The sequence below is a fragment of the Nocardioides carbamazepini genome (assembly GCF_024614185.1).
Taxonomy (GTDB): Bacteria; Actinomycetota; Actinomycetes; order Propionibacteriales; family Nocardioidaceae; genus Nocardioides; species Nocardioides carbamazepini.
This window is the reverse complement of record NZ_JAHTLF010000013.1, coordinates 17,396-33,832: the sequence shown is the minus strand read 5'-3', so window position 1 is coordinate 33,832 and position 16,437 is coordinate 17,396. Positions and strand designations below refer to the sequence as shown.

Annotated in this window: 18 protein-coding genes; 13 read left to right on the top strand and 5 right to left on the bottom strand. The window is 71.4% G+C overall.

Annotated features, from left to right (window positions below; genetic code table 11):
• The first annotated feature begins 96 nt into the window (after positions 1-96).
• Together KVF89_RS07065 and KVF89_RS07060 are read left to right on the top strand one after the other, a co-directional pair.
• Positions 97-1,053 (top strand): ABC transporter ATP-binding protein, encoded by a 957-nt coding sequence (locus KVF89_RS07065; protein ID WP_257424526.1) that lies wholly within the window; start codon positions 97-99, stop codon positions 1,051-1,053.
• Positions 1,050-1,910 (top strand): ABC transporter permease, encoded by an 861-nt coding sequence (locus KVF89_RS07060; RefSeq protein WP_257424525.1) that lies wholly within the window; start codon positions 1,050-1,052, stop codon positions 1,908-1,910. Before KVF89_RS07065 ends, KVF89_RS07060 begins: the two co-directional genes overlap by 4 nt.
• A gap of 10 nt (positions 1,911-1,920) precedes the next feature.
• Here the strand turns inward: KVF89_RS07060 and KVF89_RS07055 are convergent, their stop codons facing one another.
• Genes KVF89_RS07055 through KVF89_RS07045 form a run of 3 tightly spaced genes read right to left on the bottom strand, consistent with a single transcriptional unit; the run spans position 1,921 to position 4,714 of the window.
• Entirely contained in the window at positions 1,921-2,928 is a 1,008-nt protein-coding gene (locus tag KVF89_RS07055; protein WP_257424524.1) for a metal ABC transporter permease, read from the bottom strand.
• On the bottom strand, positions 2,928-3,734 hold the full coding sequence (locus tag KVF89_RS07050) for a metal ABC transporter ATP-binding protein (protein WP_257424523.1): 807 nt from the start codon (positions 3,732-3,734) through the stop codon (positions 2,928-2,930). Before KVF89_RS07050 ends, KVF89_RS07055 begins: the two co-directional genes overlap by 1 nt.
• The gene (locus tag KVF89_RS07045; protein WP_257424522.1) at positions 3,731-4,714 is read right to left on the bottom strand and encodes a metal ABC transporter substrate-binding protein; all 984 of its coding nucleotides are present in this window, start codon (positions 4,712-4,714) and stop codon (positions 3,731-3,733) included. The genes KVF89_RS07050 and KVF89_RS07045 overlap by 4 nt, the downstream gene beginning before the upstream one ends.
• Positions 4,715-4,795: 81 nt before the next feature.
• Here KVF89_RS07045 and KVF89_RS07040 point away from each other — a divergent pair, with 81 nt between their 5' ends.
• The 9 genes from KVF89_RS07040 to KVF89_RS07000 all read left to right on the top strand — a co-directional run bounded on the left by KVF89_RS07040 (position 4,796) and on the right by KVF89_RS07000 (position 11,928).
• Positions 4,796-5,110, top strand: a complete 315-nt coding sequence (locus tag KVF89_RS07040; protein WP_257424521.1) for an antibiotic biosynthesis monooxygenase family protein — start codon at positions 4,796-4,798, stop codon at positions 5,108-5,110.
• A gap of 69 nt (positions 5,111-5,179) precedes the next feature.
• Positions 5,180-6,577, top strand: coding sequence for a glycine--tRNA ligase (locus tag KVF89_RS07035; protein ID WP_257424520.1), 1,398 nt, complete (start codon positions 5,180-5,182; stop codon positions 6,575-6,577).
• Positions 6,571-7,308, top strand: a complete 738-nt coding sequence (locus KVF89_RS07030) for a hypothetical protein (RefSeq protein ID WP_257424519.1) — start codon at positions 6,571-6,573, stop codon at positions 7,306-7,308. The genes KVF89_RS07035 and KVF89_RS07030 overlap by 7 nt, the downstream gene beginning before the upstream one ends.
• Positions 7,305-8,447 (top strand): tRNA dihydrouridine synthase DusB, encoded by a 1,143-nt coding sequence (dusB, locus tag KVF89_RS07025; RefSeq protein WP_257424518.1) that lies wholly within the window; start codon positions 7,305-7,307, stop codon positions 8,445-8,447. The genes KVF89_RS07030 and dusB overlap by 4 nt, the downstream gene beginning before the upstream one ends.
• A 140-nt stretch (positions 8,448-8,587) precedes the next feature.
• Positions 8,588-9,442 (top strand): VldE C-terminal domain-containing protein, encoded by an 855-nt coding sequence (locus tag KVF89_RS07020; protein WP_257424517.1) that lies wholly within the window; start codon positions 8,588-8,590, stop codon positions 9,440-9,442.
• Between the two features lie 39 nt (positions 9,443-9,481).
• Positions 9,482-9,712, top strand: coding sequence for a FitA-like ribbon-helix-helix domain-containing protein (locus tag KVF89_RS07015; RefSeq protein ID WP_257424516.1), 231 nt, complete (start codon positions 9,482-9,484; stop codon positions 9,710-9,712).
• Positions 9,693-10,163, top strand: coding sequence for a type II toxin-antitoxin system VapC family toxin (locus KVF89_RS07010; RefSeq protein WP_257424515.1), 471 nt, complete (start codon positions 9,693-9,695; stop codon positions 10,161-10,163). Before KVF89_RS07015 ends, KVF89_RS07010 begins: the two co-directional genes overlap by 20 nt.
• Positions 10,164-10,228: 65 nt before the next feature.
• The gene (locus KVF89_RS07005) at positions 10,229-10,660 is read left to right on the top strand and encodes a hypothetical protein (protein WP_257424514.1); all 432 of its coding nucleotides are present in this window, start codon (positions 10,229-10,231) and stop codon (positions 10,658-10,660) included.
• 44 nt (positions 10,661-10,704) lie between these two features.
• A complete protein-coding gene (locus tag KVF89_RS07000; protein ID WP_257424513.1) occupies positions 10,705-11,928 on the top strand; it encodes a deoxyguanosinetriphosphate triphosphohydrolase in 1,224 nt (407 codons plus the stop codon).
• A gap of 61 nt (positions 11,929-11,989) precedes the next feature.
• Here KVF89_RS07000 and KVF89_RS06995 read toward each other — a convergent pair whose 3' ends face one another.
• Complete coding sequence (locus KVF89_RS06995) at positions 11,990-12,937, bottom strand: hypothetical protein (protein WP_257424512.1); 948 nt, start codon at positions 12,935-12,937, stop codon at positions 11,990-11,992.
• A gap of 54 nt (positions 12,938-12,991) precedes the next feature.
• On the bottom strand, positions 12,992-13,798 hold the full coding sequence (ldt-CoaP, locus tag KVF89_RS06990; RefSeq protein ID WP_257424511.1) for a L,D-transpeptidase: 807 nt from the start codon (positions 13,796-13,798) through the stop codon (positions 12,992-12,994).
• 174 nt (positions 13,799-13,972) lie between these two features.
• Between ldt-CoaP and dnaG the strand changes: the two genes are divergently transcribed.
• Complete coding sequence (dnaG, locus tag KVF89_RS06985) at positions 13,973-15,862, top strand: DNA primase (RefSeq protein ID WP_257424510.1); 1,890 nt, start codon at positions 13,973-13,975, stop codon at positions 15,860-15,862.
• A 10-nt stretch (positions 15,863-15,872) separates the two neighbouring features.
• A complete protein-coding gene (locus KVF89_RS06980; RefSeq protein ID WP_257424509.1) occupies positions 15,873-16,373 on the top strand; it encodes a hypothetical protein in 501 nt (166 codons plus the stop codon).
• The last annotated feature ends 64 nt before the right edge of the window (positions 16,374-16,437 follow it).

The following is a 16,437-nucleotide window of genomic DNA, read 5'->3' as shown; positions in this document are numbered from 1 at the left end:
CGGTCCGTCGCCCGGTCCTTTGGTCGGGGTCCGGGGCCACGCACCACCGACCAAAGTCCGATGCCGGCCCCGCGGCGAGCACCTAGCGTGGAAACCGTGGACGACGTCGTGGTCGAGACCCGGGACCTGCGCATGCGGTACGGCGACAAGGACGTGCTGTCCGGCGTCGACTTCGAGATCCGTGCCGGTGAGGTGGTCTGCCTGCTGGGCCCCAACGGCGCCGGCAAGACCACGACGATCGAGATCCTGGAGGGCTTCCGGATCCGGTCCGCCGGCGAGGCCGTCGTGCTGGGGGAGGACCCCGCGGCGGCGTCCGAGGACTGGCGGGCGCGCACCGGCGTCGTCCTCCAGTCGTGGCGCGACCACCCGCGCTGGACGCCCCGGCAGCTCCTCGCGCAGCTGGGCGAGTACTACCGCCCCTACAGCACCCCGGAGCGGGCGCGGCCGCACGACACCGATGACCTGCTGGAGACCGTCGGGCTGTCCCGGCTGGCCGACCAGAAGATCAACACCCTCTCGGGAGGCCAGCGGCGTCGCCTCGACGTCGCGATCGGGATCGTGGGCCGGCCCGAGGTGCTCTTCCTCGACGAGCCCACGGCGGGCTTCGACCCGCAGGCGCGGCGTGAGTTCCACGACCTGATCCGCCGGCTCTCCGCGGTCGACGGCACCACCATCCTGCTCACCACCCACGATCTCGACGAGGCGGAGCGGCTCGCCAGCCGGATGCTGGTCCTGGCCGGTGGCCGGATCGTCGCCGACGACACCGCCGACGGGCTCGCCCGTCGGGTGGCGGGGGAGACGGAGGTCCGCTGGCGCCGGGGCGAGGAGGTCTTCGCCGAGCGCGTGGCCGACGGCACGGCGTTCGCGCGGGACCTGTTCGCCGTCCACGGGGACGAGATCCGTGACCTCGAGGTCCGGCCCTCCCGACTCGAGGACACCTACATCGCGCTGGTGCAGCAGCACGAGGCCGGCCACGCCGACGCCGCGGCCCGGCTCTTCGCCGGCGCATCGGGGCAGCCCGCCACCGAACTCGATCAGGAGCCGAGCCGATGAGCGCGACCAACCCGGTGATGCACGCGGTCGGAATCGGCGTGCGGCGCGGACTGGGCGAGTTCGGCAAGAGCGTCCGGAGCACCCAGGACCAGGGCTTCTACATCTTCACGGCGCTGGCGGCCGTCGGCTACCTCTACCTGCGCCGCGACTCCGAGGTCGAGGGCACCGGCCTGCTGCTGCCCTCGGTCACCCTGCCCAGCATCCTGGGCCTGCTGATCGCGTTCGGAGCCGTGATCGGGCCGGCGTACGCGCTGGCGATGGAGAAGGAGGACGGCACGCTGCTGCGCCACAAGGCGGTGCCGCACGGGCTCAAGGGCTACTTCGCCGGCCAGCTGACGTTCCAGTCGCTGTCGCTGGTGCCCCAGATGGTGGTCATCCTGGTGCCGAGCTTCCTGCTCTTCGACGACCTCATGGACCATCCGTCGGGCTGGCTCACGGTCACCTGGGTGATCGTGCTGGGCGTCCTGGCGACGATGCCGTTCGGGATGGCGATCGGCGCCCTGGTGCCGAGCAGCCAGAAGGTCGGCACCTGGGGCATGCTGCCGGTCATGCTGCTGGCCGGCACGTCGGGGATCTTCTACCCCCTGCAGCGGCTCTGGGACTGGGCGGAGGTCGTCGTCCAGTGCTTCCCGGTCTACTGGCTCGGCCTGGGCATGCGCTCGGCCTTCCTCCCGGACTCCGCCGCCGACGCCGAGATCGGGGGATCGTGGCGGACCTGGGAGACGGTCGCCGTGCTGGGTGGCTGGGCGGTCGTCGGTGCGCTGGTCACCCCGGTCCTGCTCCGGCGGATGGCCCGCCGTCAGACGGGATCGCAGATCGAGGCCGCCCGGGACGCGTCGCTGCAGTGGGTCAAGTAGCCCCTCGGGCTCAGTGCTCGTCGTAGTGGGCGCCGTGGACGGCGTGGCGATGCCCGTCGTGGACGTAGTCGACGTGGTCGTCGTGGGGCACTGCGAGGTGCCCGCAGCCCGGGCCGTGGGCGTGCGGATGCTCTCCGCAGGCGTCGTGCTCGGGCGCGGCCTGCCCGGAGGCGAAGGGCTCGCGCAGGCGGGCCCGGTGGCGCAGCCAGATCCCGATCGGCCAGGCGACGGCGTACCCGGCGAGGGCGAGCAGGACGATGGTCGGGCCCGGCGCCACGGTCACCTCGTACGACGCGAACGTGGCCGCGACCAGTCCGCCGACCGAGGCGAGGGTGCCGAGCACCATCGCGGCTCCGAGAGTCGTGCGGAAGGAGCGGGTGAGCTGCTGAGCGGTGGCGACGGGGACGACCATCAGCGCGGAGACGAGCAGGAGGCCGACGGTGCGCATCGCGACGGTGACGCTGACGGCCGCGAGGACCGCGACGAGCACGTTGTAGGTGCGCACCCGCAGCCCGGCGACCCGGGCGAACTCCTGGTCCTGGGCGACCGCGAACAGCTGGGGCGCGAGCCCGACACACAGGCCGACGACCGCGATGGCGAGCACCATGGTCACCAGCACGTCCTGCGGTGAGATGGTGGTCAGCGAGCCGAAGAGATAGCGGTTCAGGGCAGCGGCGCTCTCCCCGGCGAGCCCGCTGATGAAGATGCCGCCGGCGAGACCGCCGTAGAAGAGCAGGGCGAGCGCGACGTCGCCGTTGGTCTGACCGCGCTCGCGGATGATCTCGATCAGTACGGCGCCGAGCACGGCCACCAGCACGGCCGTCCACAGCGGCGACGTCTGCGTCGCCAGACCGAGCGCGACGCCGGTGACCGCGACATGTCCGATCCCGTCGCCCATCAGGGCGAGCCGCCGCTGGACGAGGAAGGTGCCGATCGCGGGGGCGGCGAGCCCGGTGAGCAGGGCGGCGATGAGGGCGCGCTGCATGAACGGCTGGCTGAACAGCTCGACGGGGGACATCAGCCCTCACCTCGCGGACGGTCGACGGGGGAGGACACCTGCGGCACATGGTCCGCGGCGGGGCGCTCGTGGTGATGGTGGTGCGTGTGCGGCTCGGCGAACCACGGCTGGTGCACCTCGTGGTCGAGCAGCGCGGCGCCGTCGTAGGCCACCCGCCCGTCGCGGAGGACGACGGCCCGATCGACGAGCGGCGCGAGCGGCCCGAGCTCGTGGGCGACGAGCACGATCGTCGCGCCGCGCTCCTTGAGCTGTCCGAGCGTGTCGGCCAGCACCTGCTGGTTGGGCAGGTCGACCCCGGCGGTGGGCTCGTCGAGGAAGAACAGCTCCGGCTCACCGGCCAGGGCACGGGCGATGAGCACCCGCTGCTGCTGGCCGCCCGACAGGTTGGTGACCGCGTCGCGTCGCCGGTCGGCCAGTCCGACCACCTCGAGCGCGTCGTCGATCACGGCCCGGTCCGCCCTCGACAGCGGCCGGAGCAGACGGCGCCGGGTCAGCCGGCCGGCCGCCACGACCTCCCACACGGAGGCGGGGATGCCCGATCCGGCGGTGGCGCGCTGGGGCACGTACCCGATGCGGCACCAGTCGTCGTACTCGTCCAAGGGCGTCCCGAACAGCCGCACCCGGCCGCCGACGAGCGGACGCAGTCCGACCATGGCCCGCACGAGCGTGGACTTGCCGGAGCCGTTGGCGCCCATCAGCGCCATGAAGTCGCCGGGGTGGACGGCCAGGTCGATGCCGCGCAGCACGGGGCGTCCACCGAGGGCGACGCTGACGTCCTCGACCTCGACCGCGACCGAGTCCGTCATCGGCAGCCGTTGGCGGCGACGATGGCCCCGAGGTTGGCCTGCATGAGCGTCAGGTAGTCCTCGTCGGTGGTGGCGTCGGTGAGTCCCTCGACGGGATCGAGGACCCCGTTGGTCAGTCCGAGGTCGTCGGCGAAGTTCTCGCCGAGCGCCGGCTTGAGCGGCTCGCTGAACACCGTGGTGATGCCTTCCGTCCGGATCAGTTCCTGCAGCTCCCCGAGCGCGGCGCCCGTGGGCTCGGCGTCGGGGGAGAGCCCCACGATGGAGGCGACGTGCAGGCCGTACTTCTCCAGGTAGCCGAACGCGTCGTGGGACACCACGATGGTGTCACGCTCGCACTGGGCCAGGCCAGCGGCGTACTCCTCGTCGAGCGTGGTCAGGTCCGCGCGCAGCGCCTCGGCGTTCGAGCGGTACCGGTCGGCGTGGGCGCTGTCGACCTCGGCCAGCTCGTCGGCGACGGCGTCGGCCAGGTCGGCGACCCGGAGCGGGTCCTGCCAGAAGTGCGGGTCGACGTCGCCGTGCTCGTGGTCCTCGCCCTCCTCGGCGTGCTCCTCGCCCTCCTCCTCGTGCTCTCCGTGCTCCTCGTGCTCCTCGGCGGACTCCTCGAACGGGATCAGGTCGACCACCGTCGCCGCGTCGAGGATCGCGCCGGAGGCGTTCTGCTCGACCGCGTCGTCCACGGCCGGCTGGAACTGCGACTCGTAGACGACGAGGTCGGCCCCGGCGAGGTCGGCGGTCTCCTTCACGGTGAGCTCGAGGTCGTGCGGCTCGGTGCCGGGCTGGGTGAGCAGGGTGACCTCGGTGTCCGTGCCCGCGGCGACCCGCTCGGCGACATAGGCCAGGGGATAGAACGCCGCCGCCACGGTGACCTCGCCGTTGCCGGCGTTCCCGCCGCCGTCGTCGCTGAAGGCCGAGCAGGCGGTCGCGAACGGCGCGAGAAGAGCGAGGGCGGAGAGGGCGAGGGGACGGGGTGTCAAGCGCATGAGAATCATTCTCAAGTACCCCGGAGTCCAGGTCAAGTCGCCGACGCGCCGCGGCACGAGGACGCTGCGTAGAGTGCGGACGTGCTCGTCGTCAACCGCTTCCGTGCAGGGGAGGACCCGGCCGGCCTCCGCGCCGACCTCGAGCTCGTCCACGGCCTGCTGGCCGAGCAGACCGGGTATGTCAGTGGCTGGGTCGGGCGCAACGTCGACGACCCGGACCTGTGGACACTGACCACGCACTGGGTCAACGTCGGGGCGTACCGGCGCGCCCTGTCGGCGTACGACCTCAAGCTGCACGGCGTCCCCGTGCTGAGCCGGGCGATCGACGAGCCCGGCGCCTACGAGGTGGTGGAGCCCGGTGCGGTCCTCAACGTGGCGGAGTCTCGCGTAACCTAGGTGCTTGCTCGCGAGTCAGCTCACAAACCCGCTCGGCAGCCAGCCGGGCTCGTCCCATAAGGAACCCCAGTGGCCAAGCCGCCCCCGTCCACCGTCGATCAGGTCGTCTCGCTCGCGAAGCGCCGAGGCTTCGTCTACCCCTGTGGGGAGATCTACGGAGGCACCCGCTCCGCGTGGGACTACGGCCCGCTGGGTGTGGAGCTCAAGGAGAACATCAAGCGGCAGTGGTGGCGCTCGATGGTGCAGAGCCGCGACGACGTCGTCGGTCTCGACTCCAGCGTGATCCTGCCGCGGCAGACCTGGGAGGCCTCGGGCCACGTCGCGACCTTCAACGACCCGCTCACCGAGTGCCTGTCGTGTCACAAGCGCTACCGCTACGACCACCTCCAGGAGCAGTACGCCGAGAAGAAGGGGATCGCGAACCCCGACGACGTGGACCTCAAGGACGTCGTGTGCGCCAACTGCGGCACCCGGGGCGCCTGGACCGAGCCGCGTGAGTTCTCCGGCATGCTCAAGACCCACCTCGGCGTGGTGGAGGACGAGTCTGGCCTGCACTACCTGCGCCCCGAGACCGCGCAGGGCATCTTCCTCAACTTCGCCAACGTGGTGACCTCGCAGCGGATGAAGCCCCCGTTCGGCATCGCCCAGATCGGCAAGAGCTTCCGCAACGAGATCACGCCGGGCAACTTCATCTTCCGCACCCGCGAGTTCGAGCAGATGGAGATGGAGTTCTTCGTCAAGCCCGGCGAGGACGAGGAGTGGCACCGCTACTGGATCGAGGAGCGCACCCGCTGGTACGTCGACCTCGGCATCAACCCCGACAACCTGCGTCACTTCGAGCACCCGTCGGCCAAGCTGAGCCACTACTCGAAGGGCACCACGGACATCGAGTACCGGTTCAACTTCACCGGGTCCGAGTGGGGCGAGCTCGAGGGCATCGCCAACCGCACCGACTTCGACCTGTCGACCCACGCGAAGCACTCGGGCAAGGACCTGTCGTACTTCGACCAGGCGTCCAACACCCGCTACGTGCCCTACGTCATCGAGCCGGCGGCGGGCCTCTCGCGCAGCCTGATGACGTTCCTCGTCGACGCGTACGCCGAGGACGAGGCGCCCAACACCAAGGGCGGCGTCGACAAGCGGACCGTGCTGCGTCTCGACCCGCGCCTGGCCCCCATCAAGGCCGCGGTGCTGCCGCTGAGCCGCAACGAGGACCTGACGCCGCGGGCCAAGGCGGTCGCCACCGAGCTGCGCGCCCTGTGGAACGTCGACTTCGACGACGCCGGCGCCATCGGCAAGCGCTACCGGCGCCAGGACGAGATCGGCACGCCGTACTGCGTCACCGTCGACTTCGACACGCTCGATGACCAGGCGGTCACCGTGCGCGACCGCGACACCATGTCCCAGGAGCGGGTGGCGCTCGACAAGCTCACGACCTACTTCGCCGAGCGGCTCGTCGGATGTTAGGTGCCGTCCTTCGGGCGACCCGGCCGGTGATCGCCGCGGGCCTCGCGCTCACGGCGCTGGCCGGGTGCGGCTCCGACGACGGCGAGGACGCGAAGAAGCAGGCGACGCCGACTCCCTCGGCGACCGGCGCGGCACCGGAGGCCTACCTGCCCGTGCCCGACGACGTCACCCTCACCGAGCCGGGCACCGCGCTCGGGCTCGGGGAGGAGGGCGTCGTGGCCTTCCAGCGGCGCCAGGACGAGGTCGGCGTCCTCGCGGTGAGCGTGCGGCGGATCGAGCGCACCTCGTTCCAGGAGTCCTTCGCGGGCTGGGAGATCGACGGCACGACGGCCGCGCGCACGCCCTACTTCGCGCGCGTCGAGGTCACCAACGTCGGTGACGTCGACCTCGGCGGGATGCGTCTCGACAACGTCCTGTGGGGCGACGACGGCACCACCCTCGAGGCGCCCAACTACTACGGCGCCGACCAGCTCCCGGTGTGCTCAGGCGACCCGCTGCCCACGCCCTTCGCCGCCGGCGCGACCGCCCAGCTGTGCCAGGTCTACTTCATCGCGCCGACCCGGGCCCTGGAACGGGTCTCCTTCTCGCCGTTCGGCGGTCTGGACGCGGTCAGCTGGAGCGGTGAGCTGAGCCCGGTCGACAAGCCCGGGAAGAAGGGCAGGAAGGACGAGAAGGCGCAGGAGGGGACGTCGGAGACGGCGTCGGCGACGCCGTCCGGAGACGCGTCGTGACCGGGCTGCGTCTGGGCTCCCTCGAGGTGCCCACGCCGGTCGTCCTCGCGCCGATGGCCGGCATCACCAACGCCGCGTACCGCCGGCTGTGTGCCGAGCACGGCGCCGGTCTCTACGTCTGCGAGATGATCACCAGCCGGGGGCTGGTCGAGGGCGACGAGACCACCCGCCGCATGCTGGTGTTCGACGAGGCCGAGAAGGTCCGCTCGGTCCAGCTCTACGGCACCGACCCGGTCTATGTCGGCAAGGCGACCCGGATCCTGTGCGAGGAGTACGCCGTCGCGCACGTCGACCTCAACTTCGGCTGCCCGGTGCCCAAGGTCACCCGCAAGGGCGGTGGCGGCGCCCTGCCGTGGAAGCGCAACCTGCTGGGCCGGATCCTGGAGGAGGCGGTGGCCGCCGCGGCGCCGTACGGCGTGCCGGTGACGATGAAGACCCGCAAGGGCCTCGACGACGACCACCTCACCTTCCTCGACGCGGGCCGGATCGCCCAGGAGGCGGGTGTGGCCGCGATCGCGCTGCACGGCCGCACCGTCGCGCAGGCCTACTCCGGCCAGGCCGACTGGTCGGCCATCGCCGAGCTGGTCGACCACGTCGACATCCCGGTGCTCGGCAACGGTGACATCTGGGAGGCCGCCGACGCGCTGCGGATGATCGAGGAGACCGGTGCCGCGGGCGTCGTCGTCGGCCGCGGCTGCTTGGGCCGGCCCTGGCTGTTCCGGGACCTGGCGGCGGCCTTCTCGGCGGACGGCCCCGGCGTGACGACGCTCCCGACCCTCGGCGAGGTCACGGTGATGATGCGCCGCCACGCCGAGCTGCTGTGCGAGCACATGGGTGAGGAGCGGGGCTGCAAGGAGTTCCGCAAGCACGTCACCTGGTACCTCAAGGGCTTCCGAGCGGGCGGCGAGCTGCGCCGCTCGCTCGGTCTCGTCGACTCCCTGGCCGCCCTCGACGGGCTGCTCGCCGCGCTCGACCCGACCGAGCCGTTCCCGGCCTCCGAGCTGGGCGCGCCGCGGGGCCGGCAGGGCGCTCCGCGCAACCGGGTGGTGCTTCCGGACGGCTGGCTGGACGACACCGACGGGCTCTGCGGGGGAGGCGTCGGGGTGCTCGAGGACGTCGACGAGACCACCGGCGGCTGAGACGCCGGTGACCCGGCTCACCCAGGGAGCGGTCTCACCAATTGGTTGAAGGCTTGATCTCTGTGCTCTACTCGCACGATGCTCTGGCGAAGGTCAGAGTCCTCGGGATACATCTGTAAGCGACAGCAAAGGATCAGCGCGTGGCCACCAGCCACAAGCGGGAAACCGCGCGACGTACGCCCCGAGCCGCCGTCCTGGCCGGCTCTCTCGCCGCCCTCGCGACCACCGCGGTCGTCACGGGAGGCGTCCTCAACTCCCCGGCACCGGACGCGGACCTCATCGCCGTCGACCGCTCGAAGGCCGCTGCCGGCTCCGTCGGCGACAGTGGTGCACGGGTTCCGGTGCTGTCCCGTAGCACGGACCGGTCGGCTGACGCCATCGGCACCGAGCTCGACGCCCTGCTGGCCGACAGCGCGACCGCCCAGGCGATCGGCGAGGCGAAGAAGCAGCAGTGGACCTCCGCGCCGCTCAACCTGTGGACCCGCCCCGACAAGCGGGCCAAGGAGGTCGGTGAGATCGAGGAGGGCGAGAAGCTCCTCGTCACCGGGCGCACCTACGGCGACCGCGCCGAGGTCGTCGTCGAGGGCCGGTCCCGCTGGGTGACCGCCGGCTACTTCACCGACGAGAAGCCCCCGACCCTCGGCGGCGCGTGCACCAACGGCACCTCGGTGCCCGCGGGCGTCAGCGCCAGCATCAAGAAGGTCCACGCGGCGGTCTGCGCGAACTTCCCGGAGGTCAGCGTCTACGGCACCCTGCGCGGTGGCGGCGGCGACCACCCCCGCGGCCGGGCGGTCGACATCATGATCTCGGGCGGCGTCGGCTGGGAGATCGCGGAGTTCGTCCGGGCCAACTACACGGCCCTCGGCGTCTCCTATGTCATCTACTCGCAGAAGATCTGGTCCGTGGAGCGCTCCGGTGAGGGTTGGCGGGGCATGTCGAACCGCGGCTCGGCCACCGCGAACCACTACGACCACGTGCACGTCTCGGTCTTCTGAGCCGTCGGGACTGCTAGCACCGACTGCTAGCATGATCTCATGCCTGCACTGCACATCAGGGACGTTCCCGAGGAGACGGTGGCCGCGATCAAGAGGCGCGCGGCTCGGCACGGTCATTCGGTGCAGCAGGAGTTGCGAGAGGCCTTGGAGCGTCTCGCCAACGAGCCAGAACGCGGCCGACCGCCTCGCTGCCTTGCCCTGACCATCGTCGAGTCGGGCAACGACATGCCTTTCGACCGCGCAGACATCTATGGCGACGACGGGCGCTGACCGACCGGCACCGGTCGATGTGGTGCTCGACTCCAACGTGCTGCTCGCGGCAACAGATGCCGGGCGCCGTAACCATGTCCAGGCGCTCGAGCTGGTCCGCTATGACGAGCGTCGGCTCGCCATCACCCCGCAGATCGTGCGGGAGTACCTCGTGGTGGGCACTCGTCCGCCGGAGGTGAACGGACTCGGCCTGTCGATGCCACAGGCGTTGGGGAATGTTGATGACTTCCTTCTCGACATGAGCCTACTGTCAGAGGGCGATGCTTCGCTGCGGTGGCTTCGCGACCTGCTTGACCACCACGAGGTGCTGGGCAAGCAGGTCCATGATGCCAACGTCGTGGCGGTGGCCTTGGCGCACGGTGCCGGCGCCATCGTCACGGAGAACACGCGCCACTACGCCCGGTTCGCTGGTCTGATCGGCATCGAAGGCTTGGGCGATGCGTCCGCTTGACGCACGCGGCCGCGGCCTGTGGAGAGCCGCTGGCCCGGCCCGCGTCCGCCCGGCATGCTGCAGGGATGATCCGACGCGACGCTCGGGCGCGCATCCGCCACCAGCGTGACCTGGACCGGACCTGGCGACAGTGGGTCCGCCGGTGCGACCGGCCGCCCGTCGGCACCACCTGCCTGTTCGTGTGGTCGGACGGCAGGACCACGCGGAGGGCGGTGACCTTCAGCGACGTCGTCGGCCCGCTGGACGAGGACCAGGAGTACCGCCTGGCCCGGTGGATCCGGGACGTGCTGGAGGACACCGACGGATGGCGCGTTGCCTTCCTCATGACTCGGCCGGGTGAGGAGGCCGTCGACGAGCGCGACCTGGCGTGGGCGACGTCGCTGTACGCCGCGGCGCGACGGGCCGCGGTGGCCTGCGAGGTCGTGCACCTCTGCGTCGGTGGCGAGGTCCGGCCGCTGCCGCTCGACGCGCTACCGGCGCGCGCCTTCGACATCTGAACGGCAGGCCGGCCCCTCGACGTGTCCGCCGATAGGGTCGCTGCGTGGACGAGGTGGAGCAGCGGTACGACGCGCATGCGCGCGATCGGATCGTGCCCGAGCCGCCGAAGCGCGTGGAGGCTCCCGTGCGGCTGCCGTTCGAGCGGGACCGGGCGCGGGTGGTGCATGCGGCGTCCTTCCGGCGTCTGGCGGCCAAGACCCAGGTGGTCGGCCCGCAGAGCGACGACTTCGTCCGCAACCGGCTGACCCACAGCCTGGAGGTCGCCCAGATCGCGCGCGACCTCTCCCGCGCCCTGGGCATCCATCCCGACATCACCGAGACCGCGGCGCTGGCGCACGACCTGGGCCACCCGCCCTTCGGCCACAACGGCGAGCGGGCGCTGGCCGAGCTGGCTACCGGATGCGGAGGCTTCGAGGGCAACGCGCAGACGCTGCGGCTGCTGACCCGGCTGGAGGCCAAGACGCCGGGCGCCGGGCTCAACCTCACCCGCGCCACGCTCGACGCCTGCACGAAGTACCCCTGGGGCCGTGACGAGGCCCCCGACCGCACCGGCAAGTTCGGGGTGTACGACGACGACCGGCCGGCGTTCGACTGGCTCCGGTCCGGGGCGCCGGCGGGTGGGCGCTGCCTGGAGGCCCAGGTGATGGACCTCGCCGACGACGTGGCCTACTCCGTGCACGATGTCGAGGACGGCACCGTCGCCGGCAAGGTCGACCTGACCCGGCTGGACACGGCGGCCGTGTGGGGCACGGTGCGGGCCTGGTACCACCCGGACGCGACCGATGCGGAGCTCGACGACGTCCTCGACCGGCTGCGGGCGGTCGGCAGCTGGCCGCGGACGCCGTACGACGGCAGGCGGGCTGGTCTGGCGGCGCTGAAGAACCTGACCAGCGACCTCATCGGGCGGTTCTGCGGCGCCGTCCAGCAGGCCACCTTCGCGACCGCCGAGGGACCGTTCGTCCGCTACGCGGGAGATCTGGTGATCCCGGCCGCCACCTGGGCCGAGATCACGGTCCTCAAGGGGATCGCCGCGCACTACGTCATGGAGGACGCCGACCGGGTCGCCCTCCAGGTGCGCCAGCGGGAGCTGCTCACGGCCCTGGTGGACGTGCTCCTCGACCGCGGTGCCGATGCGCTCGACGAGATGTACGCCGCCGACTGGCGCGCTGCCGCCGACGACGCGGCCCGCACCCGGGTCGTCATCGACCAGGTGGCCTCGCTCACCGATGCCAGCGCCGTCGCCTGGCACGCGCGCCTGCTCGGCTGAAGACGATCGACCCGTCGCGTTCGAACGCGACGGGTCGATCGGCGGCGTGGGCCCGAGCGGGTCAGCCGGTGACCGGCACGTGGTCCTTGACCGGCTTCGGCGACGGGGCGTCGTCCGGTGCGGGCGCCCGGTCGCTGGTGACGTTGCCGCAGGTGGCCGAGGCGACGGTCAGCTTGATCTGGTCGAGGACGTTCAGGTAGAGCGCGTCGACGGTGAAGGTGCCGTCGGCGTTGGCCGTCTGGCGGTTCACGACGAGCTCGATGATCGGCGGGACACCGGCGACGTCCGGGATCTTGATCGCCTGGTTGGCCTGCTTCGTGTCGATGTTGACCGGGAGGCCCAGGGCGGCGAGGTCGGCGATGGTGGTGGTGCCGGAGTTGCCCGTGCACTTCGCCTCGACGGCACCGGCACCGACGATCTTCAGCTTGCCCCGGAGCACGTCGCACAGGCCGTTGAGCTCGAGCTTGGTGAGCTTGCTGATGTCGAGCGCACCGAGGGCGCCGAGGTTGAGAGGCGTCCCCTTGGTGGCCGAGCCGACCTGGTCGAGCACGCCCTGGAGATTGGTGAGGAGCGGCGCGAGCACTGTCGTGTCGAGCGGCTGGGTCAGCTGCCCGAGGGCCGCGGTCAGGTCGTCGCAGGCCTTGCCGAGCGGCTGCGTCAGGGCGTCGAGCTGAGGGATGGCCAGCAGGCCGTCGCCCACGGCGAGGTCCGTGACGCTGGCGGTCGCGGCGCCGTTCTGGGCGGATGCGTTGATGATGCCGCCGCTGGCGACCGGGTTCTTGGGAAGCCCGACGAGGGAGTCGCTCTTGAGGGAGCCGTCCGTCGAGGTAACGGTCGGCAGCGGCTCGATCACGGCGTTGTCGGCGATCGAGAGCTCGAGGCCGAACGCGGAGGACGGGGTGCCCGCTGCGGTCGCCGAGCTGCCCGCCAGGAGGGACACGGACGCCGCCGCTCCCGCAACCAGGAGGAGCGCGCCGGCCACCGGGGCCAGGTGCCGCTTGTTCTTCATGGGTGTTCCCTTCATCTTCATCATGTGGCCCCGAGATGGAGCAGTACGTGAGGGTCAGGCCTCGTCGACCATGACCACCGTTCCGAGTGGCACGGTGCGGAGCAGGTCGAGCGCGTCATCGGGCACCCGCACGCAGCCGTGGCTGATCGCCTTGCCGAACACGGACGGGTCGGTCCAGCCGTGCAGCGCCACGGTGCCGGGGCCGCCGCCGTAGGAGTCGAGCGTCTCGCTGTGGCTGCCCAGCGGCAGGATGACCGGCGAGAACGGCTGCTTGTCGTCGATGATCTGACCCAGCACGAAGGTCCGGCCGACCGGTGTCGGCGTACCGCCGGCCCCGATCGCCACGGTCCAGGTCCCGACCAGTGCGTCGTCCTCGAACAGTTCCAGGGAGCGCTCGCCCAGGTGCACCTTGACCAGGAACCGGCTGCGGGCCTCGGTCAGCTCCGAGCCGCGGACCCACCCCGTCGAGCCGTTCGGCTTCGACGGCAGCAGGACCTGCACCCAGTCGCGGCTGCGGGTGATCACCGGAAGCCAGAGGTCGCCGAACTGGGTCGGCTTGATCTTGCCGAACGGCTTGCCGTCGGGCTCGTCGTACAGCGCCGTCGTCCGCTTCGGGTGCACCACGGTGCCCTTCGGCACGTTCATCGGGCGCGGGTCGCGCGGCGCGGCGTCGATGGTCGTCATCGTGGAGCTGGCCGGCAGGTCCTTCAGGTCCAGGTCGATCGAGGAGATCGACGCCGCCTGGGGCGCCGTCTCGTCCTCGCCGTCCTTGAGCACCATGACCAGGGCCGAGACGGCGAAGAGCAGCACGATGAGGGTCACCGGCCAGCGGGTACCGCTGCGCGCCGATGCCTGATCCATGCCCGGTCCCTCCCCGAACGCCACGAACCCATGCCCCCTTCGTGCGGTCCTCCCGCGGGGCCAACGAGGCAGTGGGGCCCGAGGTCACGCAGCCCCGGGCGAAAAGCAGGGGCCCTCCACAGGCCCGACTCCACTGCCTGCGGCCCGGTCGCACCCCGTCAGTAGGATCACGGCATGGCCGGCCGGATTCGTGACGAGGACATCGCCACGGTCCGTGAGCGGGCCAAGATCGACGAGGTGGTGTCGTCGTACGTCACCCTCCGCAACGCCGGCGGCGGCTCGATGAAGGGCCTGTGCCCCTTCCACGACGAGAAGTCCCCGTCCTTCCACGTCACCCCGAGTCGGGGCTTCTACCATTGCTTCGGCTGTCAGGAAGGCGGCGATGTCTTCACCTTCCTGATGAAGGTCGACGGGCTCACCTTCGGCGAGGCCGTCGAGCGGATGGCCGACAAGTACGGCGTCCACCTGCGTCGCGACGAGACCGGCCACGACGACCGGCCCAAGGGGCCGCAGCGGCGTCGCCTGATCGAGGCGCACGCCGTGGCCCAGGAGTTCTACGCCGAGCAGCTGGGGAGTCCCGACGCACTGGCGGCCCGGCAGTTCCTGGCCGAGCGCGGCTTCGATCAGCAGGCCGCGCTCACCTTCGGCATCGGCTTCGCGCCGCGCGACGGCGAGGCGCTGTGGCGGCACCTGAGTGGCCGGAAGTTCAGCTCGGAGGAGCTGATCGCCGCCGGTCTGGTGGCGTTGGGACGCTCCCACTACGACAAGTTCCGTGGGCGGCTGCTGTGGCCGATCCGCGAGACCAACGGCGACACCATCGGATTCGGGGCGCGGCGGATCTTCGACGACGACCGGATCGAGGCCAAGTACCTCAACACCCAGGAGACGCCGATCTACAAGAAGAGCCAGGTGCTCTACGGCATCGACCTGGCTCGCAAGCCGATCGCGCTGAGCTCACGGGCGGTCGTCGTCGAGGGCTACACCGACGTGATGGCCTGTCATCTCGCGGGGGTCGAGACGGCCGTCGCCACGTGCGGCACGGCCTTCGGCGACGACCACGCCCGGGTGCTGCGGCGCTTCCTGGACGACCACGCCGAGCTGCGCAGCGAGGTCGTGTTCACCTTCGACGGCGACGAGGCCGGGCAGAAGGCTGCTCTGCGCACCTTCGAGGGCGACCAGCGGTTCGTCTCCCAGACGTATGTCGCGGTCGCGCCGGAGGGCATGGACCCCTGCGACCTGCGGATCAAGGAGGGTGACGCCGCGGTCCGCGAGCTGATCGCCAGTCGACGTCCGCTCTACCGCTTCGTCCTCGAGAACGTCATCGGCCGCTACGACCTCGATCGCGCCGACAGCCGGGTCGACGCCATCCGGGAGGGTGCCAAGCTCGTCGCCAGCGTGCGTGACAAGTCGAAGGTCGACGCCTTCGTCCGGGAGCTCTCCGCGATGGTCGGCGTCGACATCGAGCAGGCTCGCGCGGAGGTACGCCGGGCCGCGGCGAGCGGACCGGAGCGGACCAACCGCAACGAGCGGGGGCGCCAGCAACCGGAGGCCACCCCGGAGCCGGCGCCGCGCTCCGCCGTACCCGATCTGCGCGAGCCGCGGTTCGGCATCGAGCGCGAGACCCTCAAGCTGGTCCTGCAGGCACCTCTCGCGATCGGCCGCACCACGGCCGACATCGGCAGCAACGACTTCACCCACCCGACCTACCGCGCGGTGTGGGATCTCGTCGCGGCGGCCGGCGGCACCGTCGCCGGCCAGAACGATCCCGCCTGGGTGACGCGCCTGCGCGCGGCGGCCACCGACCCGGCGGTGTCGTCGCTGATCAGCGCACTCGCCGTCGAGCCGATCCCGGCCCACCGCGAGATCGACGCGGACTATGTCGCCCACCACGTCTACCGGCTCCAGGAGCTGACGGTGCTGCGGCGGATCGACGAGGTCCGCTCCCGGCTCCAGCGCACCAACCCGCTGGACAACGCCGCCGACTACAACAAGATGTTCGGCGAGCTCGCGGCGCTCGAGCAGCACCGCCGCACCCTGCGGGAGAAGATCGTGGGCGCTCCGTGAGGCCGTGCCGATGAGGTGGCCTCCGCTGCCGTGGCGTCGCCCGCCGTTCCCCGTCGGACCGGGGGAGCGGCTGCTCGCCTGGGCCCAGGTGCGACAGCCGGACGGCGGCCCGCCGCTCGTCGGCGGCACCCGTGACGCCCTCTACCTGCCCGCACGGGTCCCGTGGGAGCAGGTAGCCAGCGCCGACTGGGATCAGGAGGAGTCGACGCTGCGCGTGGTCGAGGTGGGCCGCTTCGGCGAGCCCAGTCCGGTCCATCTGCTGCACCTCGACGACGCCGGCCGCCTGCTGCAGCTGGTCCGCGAGCGGGTCACCGCCAGCATCGCCGTCCAACGGCACGTCGCCGTGTCCGGCCGCCGCTCGGTGCGCATCCTCGCCCGCCGTGCTCCCGGCAGCCGGGCGGAGCTCGCCTGGTTCGTCGAGTACGACGACGGGCTGGACCCCGCCGACCCCCGGGTCGACGCCGTCGTGCAGGAGGCACTCGCCACGGCACGGGCCGACGTCGAGGTCTGACGACGAGGTCTGACGACGAGGTCTGACGCGGAGCTCCGGGGGCCTCGATTTCTGGCGACCGCCC